This window comes from Escherichia sp. 20412-1 (assembly GCF_003027595.1).
In the GTDB taxonomy this organism is placed as follows: Bacteria; Pseudomonadota; Gammaproteobacteria; order Enterobacterales; family Enterobacteriaceae; genus Escherichia; species Escherichia marmotae.
Genome location: NZ_PYQM01000045.1, coordinates 22,180 through 29,967 on the forward strand (window position 1 = coordinate 22,180; position 7,788 = coordinate 29,967).

The window sequence follows — 7,788 nt, forward strand, 5'->3', positions numbered from 1 at the left end:
TGGCTATCGGTGCGTGTATGCAGGAGAGTGCTATTCTGGCATTTCCGTCGCACTCGATGCTTAGCAAGCGATAAACACATTGTAAGGATAACTTATGAACAAGACTCAACTGATTGATGTAATTGCAGAGAAAGCAGAACTGTCCAAAACCCAGGCTAAAGCTGCTCTGGAGTCCACTCTGGCTGCAATTACTGAGTCTCTGAAAGAAGGCGATGCTGTACAACTGGTTGGTTTCGGAACCTTCAAAGTGAACCACCGCGCTGAGCGTACTGGCCGCAACCCGCAGACCGGTAAAGAAATCAAAATCGCCGCAGCTAACGTACCGGCATTTGTTTCTGGCAAGGCACTGAAAGACGCAGTTAAGTAAGATTGCGTGGCAGTGAACAGTTTTAACGAAGGGGTGGTTTCACCCCTTTTGTCTTTCTGGCGTCGCACATTGATGCTGGCAGGCGTGCTGTTTCTCTCTGCCTGTAGCCACAACTCTTCACTTCCCCCTTTTACCGCCAGTGGGTTTGCCGAAGACCAGGGTGCAGTGCGCATCTGGCGAAAAGACAGCGGCGATAATATCCATCTGCTTGCCGTGTTCAGTCCGTGGCGCAATGGCGATACCACTACCCGTGAATACCGCTGGCAGGGCGATAACCTCACGCTTATCAATATCAACGTTTACAGCAAACCGCCGGTGAATATCCGCGCACGCTTTGACGAGCGCGGTGACCTGAGCTTTATGCAACGTGAATCCGACGGGCAAAAGCAGCAGCTTTCTAACGATCAAATCGATTTATACCGTTATCGTGCAGACCAGATCCGCCAGATTAGCGACGCCTTACGTCAGGGGAGAGTGGTACTGCGTCAGGGACGCTGGCATGCGATGGAACAGACTGTGACTACCTGCGAAGGGCAAACCATTAAGCCTGATTTAGATTCGCAGGCGATAGCGCATATCGAGCGCCGCCAGAGCCGCTCTTCTGTTGATGTGAGCGTGGCATGGCTGGAAGCGCCCGAGGGTTCACAATTACTGTTAGTGGCAAACTCTGATTTTTGTCGCTGGCAACCCAACGAGAAGACGTTCTGATTTACCAGTGGCCCATACCCATATGGCCGCCACCACCTCCGCAGCCACCGTAACCCATGCCCATTCCGACACCGCGTGGAATACCCGCTTCAGCCATCGCAATATCCCGTTTAACTCGCAATTCATCTAATGACTGACGTAAAGTCTCCATCTCTTTGGCGACTGCGTTAATTTTGCTGCTATCCGGTGGATTAGCGGCTAACAGGGCGTTGTATTCATAACGCTTCGTCACCAGTTGTTGTTGCAGCGCGCTGCTTTGGGCGTAAAAGTCATTATGGATTTTCTGCCACGCAGTTTGTTGTTCGCTGGTCAAAGGCGCTGCATTTTGCTGCCACATACCGTGTCCGCCGTGGGCAAATGCAGTTGTTGAGCCTATCGCCATTGCTGAAAACGCCATCATCACCAGGGCAATCTTCGTGTTCCGTTTCATGGTTAATCCTCCAGTGGTTGTCTTACTTTACGTATTGCATCTTTCGTGCCAACGATGAAACACCGATGTAACGGGCAATCTGGCGCGGTTAGCGAGTAAAAATGACCCGATTGTGGTGGGTAGCGAGTCATTTTTACTCATTGAAAGATAAGCGTTTGTGTTACAGCGCAGGGTAGGGGGCAATAAAAGATGGCATGATTTGTGCTGTCAAAAAGGGATGAACAGGCAAAGAAGAAGATGCGTTTTATGCAACGTTCTAAAGACACATTAGCCAAATGGTTAAGCGCGATCCTCCCCGTAGTCATTGTTGGGCTGGTGGGATTGTTTGCGGTGACGGTGATTCGCGATTATGGGCGGGCAAGCGAGGCTGACCGCCAGGCATTACTGGAAAAAGGTAATGTGCTCATTCGCGCTCTGGAGTCAGGAAGTCGCGTAGGGATGGGGATGCGAATGCACCATGTGCAGCAACAGGCACTTCTGGAAGAGATGGCAGGCCAGCCAGGGGTGTTGTGGTTTGCGGTCACCGATGCGCAGGGCATTATCATTCTTCACAGTGACCCAGAAATGGTCGGGCGTGCACTCTATTCGCCTGATGAAATGCGGCAGTTAAAGCCAGAGGAAAACTCCCGCTGGCGACTGCTTGAGGACGCGGAAAAAACGCCTGCGCTTGAGGTCTATCGTTTGTTTCAGCCCATGTCAGCCTCCTGGAGGCATGGGATGCATAATATGCCGCGCTGTAACGGCAAACCTGAACCACAGGCAGATGCACAACAGGCTATTTTTATCGCTGTTGATGCCAGTGATCTGGTTGCAACCCAGATTGGGGAGAAGCGCAATACCCTGATTATTCTCTTTGCTCTGGCGACGGTATTGCTGGCGAGCGTGTTGTCATTCTTCTGGTATCGCCGTTACCTTCGCTCGCGCCAGTTATTGCAGGATGAAATGAAGCGCAAAGAGAAGCTGGTGGCGCTGGGGCATCTGGCGGCAGGCGTCGCCCACGAAATCCGTAACCCACTTTCATCGATTAAAGGACTGGCGAAATATTTTGCCGAGCGCACGCCCGCGGGGGGCGAAGCGCATCAACTGGCGCAGGTGATGGCGAAAGAAGCCGACCGTTTGAATCGCGTGGTGAGCGAACTGCTGGAACTGGTCAAGCCAACGCACCTTGCTTTGCAGGCGGTGGAGCTCAATACCCTGATTAACCATTCATTACAACTGGTGAGCCAGGACGCTCAGAGTCGTGAGATACAGTTGTGCTTTAACGCTAACAACGGGTTGCCGGAAATTCAGGCCGACCCGGACAGACTGACTCAGGTACTGTTAAATCTTTATCTCAATGCTATTCAGGCTATTGGTGAGCATGGCGTGATTAGTGTGACGGCAAGTGAAAGCGGCAATGGCGTGAAAATTAACGTTACCGACAGCGGTAAGGGAATTGAGGCAGATCAACTGGAGGCTATCTTCACCCCGTACTTCACCACCAAAGCCGAAGGCACCGGGCTGGGGCTGGCGGTTGTGCATAATATTGTTGAACAACACGGTGGTACAATTCAGGTCGCCAGCCAGGAGGGGAAAGGTGCAACATTCACCCTCTGGCTTCCGGTGAATATTAATCGTAAGGACCCACAAGGATGAAGCACGATAACATCGATATTCTGGTGGTGGATGATGACATTAGCCACTGCACCATCTTGCAGGCATTGCTACGTGGCTGGGGCTATAACGTCGCGCTGACGAACAGCGGGCGACAGGCGCTGGAGCAGGTGCGGGAACAGGTTTTTGATCTTGTGCTTTGCGATGTGCGAATGGCGGAGATGGACGGCATCGCCACGCTGAAAGAGATTAAAGCGTTAAATCCGGCAATTCCGGTGCTGATTATGACCGCTTACTCCAGCGTCGAGACGGCGGTAGAAGCGCTGAAAACCGGGGCACTGGATTATCTCATCAAGCCGCTGGATTTCGATAACTTGCAGGCAACGCTGGAAAAGGCGCTTGCTCATACGCAGATTGTCGCTTCTGAAACGCCTACCGTGCTAGCCAGCCAGTTTGGGATGGTTGGGAAAAGCCCGGCGATGCAACACTTACTCAGTGAAATAGCCCTCGTCGCACCATCGGAAGCCACGGTGTTGATCCACGGCGATTCTGGCACTGGCAAAGAGTTGGTTGCCAGAGCAATTCACGCCAGTAGCGCACGTAGTGAAAAACCGCTGGTAACGCTCAACTGTGCGGCACTCAACGAATCCTTACTGGAGTCCGAATTGTTCGGTCATGAAAAAGGGGCGTTTACCGGTGCCGATAAACGGCCGGAAGGGCGCTTTGTTGAGGCGGACGGCGGCACGTTGTTTCTCGATGAAATTGGCGATATTTCTCCAATGATGCAGGTTCGTCTGCTGCGTGCCATTCAGGAGCGTGAAGTCCAGCGTGTTGGCAGCAACCAGACTATTTCTGTCGATGTCCGGCTGATTGCCGCGACCCATCGCGATCTTGCCGCAGAGGTGAATGCCGGGCGTTTTCGCCAGGATCTCTACTATCGACTGAACGTGGTGGCGATTGAAGTGCCGGCGCTACGTCAACGGCGGGAAGATATTCCTCTGTTGGCAGATCATTTTCTGCAGCGCTTTGCTGAACGTAATCGCAAGGCGGTAAAAGGCTTTACGCCGCAGGCGATGGATCTGCTAATTCACTACGACTGGCCGGGGAATATTCGTGAACTGGAAAACGCAGTGGAACGGGCGGTGGTGCTACTGACCGGGGAATATATTTCCGAACGCGAGCTGCCGCTGGCGATTGCCAGTACGTCGATTCCGCTGGTGCAAAGTCAGGATATTCAGCCGCTGGTGGAAGTGGAAAAGGAGGTGATTCTGGCGGCGCTGGAGAAAACGGGCGGCAACAAAACCGAAGCCGCCCGCCAGTTAGGGATCACGCGCAAAACGCTATTGGCAAAACTGTCGCGTTAGTTCTGCTCGCGTTCGATGGCGCGCCAGCCAATATCTTTCCGGCAGAAGCAATCATCCCAGTGGATATCGGTCATTAAGGCATAAGCGCGTTTCTGCGCTTCTGCCACGGTATGACCCAGCGCGGTGACGCACAGTACGCGCCCGCCGCTGGTGATCACCTGCTCGTCATCTGCCAGTTTCGTACCCGCATGGAACACTTTGCCGTCTTCCACTTCTTCCAGCGGCAGGCCGTGGATCACATCGCCGGTGCGGTAATCCCCTGGATATCCACCCGCAGCCATCACCACGCCGAGAGAAGCACGTTCATCCCACTCGGACGTTTTCTCGTTCAGCTTGCCTTCACAGGCCGCCAGGCAGAGTTCAACCAGATCGGACTTCATGCGCAGCATAATCGGCTGGGTTTCCGGATCGCCAAAGCGGCAGTTAAACTCGATAACCTTCGGATTACCCTGTTTGTCGATCATCAAACCCGCGTAGAGAAAACCGGTGTAGGTGTTGCCTTCCGCCGCCATGCCTTTTACGGTTGGCCAGATGATGCGTTCCATCGTGCGCTGATGAACTTCATCGGTCACCACTGGCGCAGGAGAGTAAGCACCCATCCCGCCGGTGTTCGGCCCGGTATCTTTATCGCCTACGCGTTTGTGATCCTGGCTGGTGGCCATTGGCAGCACATGTTCGCCGTCCACCATGACGATAAAGCTCGCTTCTTCGCCGTCGAGGAACTCTTCGATCACAATGCGATGACCCGCGTCGCCAAAAGCGTTGCCCGCCAGCATATCGTGAACAGCCGCTTCAGCTTCTTCCAGTGTCATCGCCACAATAACACCTTTCCCGGCGGCCAGACCGTCCGCTTTGATAACGATCGGTGCGCCTTTCTCACGCAGATACGCTAATGCAGGTTCTACTTCGGTGAAGTTCTGGTATTCCGCCGTAGGGATCTTATGGCGGGCCAGGAAATCTTTAGTAAATGCTTTCGAGCCTTCCAGTTGTGCGGCACCTGCGGTTGGGCCGAAGATTTTCAGCCCAGCGGCGCGGAAGGTATCAACCACGCCTTTCACCAGCGGTGCTTCCGGGCCGACGATGGTTAGGTCGATCTTTTCGTTTTGCGCGAAATCCAGCAGCGCCGGGATATCGGTCACGCCGATAGCGACGTTTTGCAGCGCAGGTTCCAGCGCCGTTCCCGCATTACCTGGTGCGACAAATACGGTCTCAACCAGCGGCGATTGCGCCGCTTTCCAGGCCAGCGCGTGTTCGCGCCCGCCGTTACCAATCACTAATACTTTCATCTGTCGCTCCATTAATGGCGGAAGTGGCGCATGTCGGTGAAGAGCATCGCAATACCGTGCTCGTCGGCGGCAGCAATCACTTCGTCATCGCGGATAGAACCGCCAGGCTGGATTACGCAGGTCACGCCCGCAGCGGCGGCGGCATCAATACCGTCGCGGAACGGGAAGAACGCGTCAGAAGCCATCGAGGAACCTTTCACTTCCAGACCTTCATCGGCGGCTTTAATACCGGCGATTTTCGCGGAGTACACGCGGCTCATCTGGCCCGCGCCAATCCCGATGGTCATATTGTTTTTGGCATAGACGATGGCGTTGGATTTCACGAACTTCGCCACCTTCCAGCAGAACAGCGCATCACGTAGTTCCTGCTCGGTCGGCTGGCGTTTAGTCACCACGCGCAGTTCTTCTGCGCCAACCATGCCCAGATCGCGATCCTGAACCAGCAAACCGCCATTCACGCGTTTGAAATCGAGGCCCGGAACACGCTCGCCCCACTGACCACAGGTCAGGACGCGCACGTTCTGTTTGGCGGCGGTGATTTTCAGGGCTTCTTCGCTGGCGGACGGCGCAATGATCACTTCAACAAACTGACGGGAGATAATAGCCTGCGCGGTTTCAGCATCCAGCTCACGGTTAAAAGCGATAATGCCGCCGAATGCGGAGGTTGGGTCGGTTTTATACGCGCGATCGTAAGCATCAAGGATCGTGCTGCTGATGGCGACACCGCAGGGGTTAGCGTGCTTCACAATCACACAGGCTGGCTCCGCAAATTCTTTCACGCATTCCAGCGCCGCATCGGTATCAGCGATGTTGTTATAGGAAAGGGCTTTACCCTGAACCTGGATTGCGGTGGCAACGGAGGCTTCTTTCACATTCTCTTCTATATAGAAGGCAGCTTGCTGGTGGCTGTTTTCACCGTAGCGCATATCCTGCTTCTTAATGAAGTTCAGGTTAAGTGTGCGCGGGAAGCGGCCAGCCGCTTCTTTACTCTCGCCGTGATAAGCCGGAACCATGCTACCGAAGTAGTTGGCGATCATGCTGTCATAGGCGGCGGTATGTTCGAAGGCTTTGATGGCGAGGTCGAAACGGGTATCGAGAGTCAGAGAACCTTCGTTGGCATCCATCTCTTCAATAATAGCGTCATAGTCGCTGCTCTTAACAACGATAGCGACATCTCTATGATTCTTGGCGGCGGAGCGCACCATGGTTGGGCCGCCGATATCGATGTTCTCAACCGCATCTTCCAGTGAGCAGCCTTCACGGGCCACGGTCTGGGCGAATGGGTACAGGTTAACGACCACCATATCGATAGGTTGGATCTGATGTTCTTCCATAATGGCATCGTCCTGACCGCGACGGCCCAGAATACCGCCGTGCACTTTTGGATGCAGGGTCTTCACGCGTCCATCCATCATCTCCGGGAAACCGGTGTAATCGGAAACTTCGGTCACCGGCAGGCCTTTTTCTGCTAACAGACGGGCAGTGCCCCCTGTAGACAGCAGCTCCACACCGCGTGCAGAAAGTGCCTGGGCGAATTCGACGATACCGGCTTTGTCAGAAACACTGAGCAGAGCGCGGCGGACTGGACGACGTTGTTGCATGGTAAATCCCCTGGATTTGACTATTACAGAGAGCGTTAGCTGAATTTTCGCAAAAAACTCAGCTAACGCCCCTAACGGGGCATCTTTATTTTTCGCCCGCATTGTAACGAAAACGTTTGCGCAACGCTCGCGAATTTTTTTGTTTCGATGGTGATCTCGATTTTGATTGCCATTAGCGGTTCAGGAATACAGAAATAACGCTGATGATTGTGGATAACTCTGTGTGTAAAAAGGTATAAAGCGGGGTTTTGCTGGGGAATGCAGCAGTCAGTCATTTTTTTGCAATTTTTCTATTGCGGCCTACGGAGAACACCCTATAATGCGCCTCCATCGACACGGCGGATGTGAATCACTTCACACAAACAGCCGGTTCGGTTGAAGAGAAAAAATCCTGAAATTCAGGGTTGACTCTGAAAGAGGAAAGCGTAATATACGCCAC

At 53.6% G+C, this 7,788-nt stretch carries 7 protein-coding genes; 4 read left to right on the plus strand and 3 right to left on the minus strand.

Annotated features, from left to right (window positions below; translation table 11 throughout):
• Positions 1-94: 94 nt before the first annotated feature.
• Both hupA and C7B16_RS20620 read left to right on the plus strand, forming a co-directional pair.
• Complete coding sequence (gene hupA / locus C7B16_RS20615) at positions 95-367, plus strand: nucleoid-associated protein HU-alpha (RefSeq protein ID WP_001044513.1); 273 nt, start codon at positions 95-97, stop codon at positions 365-367.
• A gap of 12 nt (positions 368-379) precedes the next feature.
• Positions 380-1,075 carry a DUF1481 domain-containing protein gene (locus C7B16_RS20620; protein WP_010375907.1) on the plus strand — a complete coding sequence of 232 codons (696 nt, stop codon included), beginning with the start codon at positions 380-382 and terminating at the stop codon, positions 1,073-1,075.
• Between the two features lies 1 nt (position 1,076).
• Here C7B16_RS20620 and zraP read toward each other — a convergent pair whose 3' ends face one another.
• Positions 1,077-1,505: a zinc resistance sensor/chaperone ZraP gene (gene zraP / locus C7B16_RS20625; protein ID WP_000828219.1), complete on the minus strand. Its 429-nt coding sequence runs from the start codon at positions 1,503-1,505 to the stop codon at positions 1,077-1,079.
• Positions 1,506-1,742: 237 nt separating this feature from the next.
• On the opposite strand from zraP, the gene zraS reads away from it, so the two are divergent.
• Entirely contained in the window at positions 1,743-3,140 is a 1,398-nt protein-coding gene (gene zraS / locus C7B16_RS20635) for a two-component system sensor histidine kinase ZraS (protein WP_107180078.1), read from the plus strand.
• Complete coding sequence (zraR, locus tag C7B16_RS20640; protein WP_107180079.1) at positions 3,137-4,462, plus strand: sigma-54-dependent response regulator transcription factor ZraR; 1,326 nt, start codon at positions 3,137-3,139, stop codon at positions 4,460-4,462. Before zraS ends, zraR begins: the two co-directional genes overlap by 4 nt.
• Here zraR and purD read toward each other — a convergent pair.
• Together purD and purH are read right to left on the minus strand one after the other, a co-directional pair.
• Positions 4,459-5,748 carry a phosphoribosylamine--glycine ligase gene (purD, locus tag C7B16_RS20645; protein WP_107180080.1) on the minus strand — a complete coding sequence of 430 codons (1,290 nt, stop codon included), beginning with the start codon at positions 5,746-5,748 and terminating at the stop codon, positions 4,459-4,461. The two genes, zraR and purD, sit on opposite strands and share 4 nt — an antisense overlap.
• Positions 5,749-5,759: 11 nt before the next feature.
• Positions 5,760-7,349 (minus strand): bifunctional phosphoribosylaminoimidazolecarboxamide formyltransferase/IMP cyclohydrolase, encoded by a 1,590-nt coding sequence (gene purH / locus C7B16_RS20650; RefSeq protein WP_085449481.1) that lies wholly within the window; start codon positions 7,347-7,349, stop codon positions 5,760-5,762.
• Positions 7,350-7,788: the final 439 nt, after the last annotated feature.

Coding starts and splice junctions, on each gene's coding strand:
- zraR (WP_107180079.1), top strand. CDS start 3,137: ATGAAGCACGATAACATCGATATTCTGGTGGTGGATGATGACATTAGC.
- purH (WP_085449481.1), bottom strand. CDS start 7,349: ATGCAACAACGTCGTCCAGTCCGCCGCGCTCTGCTCAGTGTTTCTGAC.
- zraS (WP_107180078.1), top strand. CDS start 1,743: ATGCGTTTTATGCAACGTTCTAAAGACACATTAGCCAAATGGTTAAGC.
- zraP (WP_000828219.1), bottom strand. CDS start 1,505: ATGAAACGGAACACGAAGATTGCCCTGGTGATGATGGCGTTTTCAGCA.
- hupA (WP_001044513.1), top strand. CDS start 95: ATGAACAAGACTCAACTGATTGATGTAATTGCAGAGAAAGCAGAACTG.
- purD (WP_107180080.1), bottom strand. CDS start 5,748: ATGAAAGTATTAGTGATTGGTAACGGCGGGCGCGAACACGCGCTGGCC.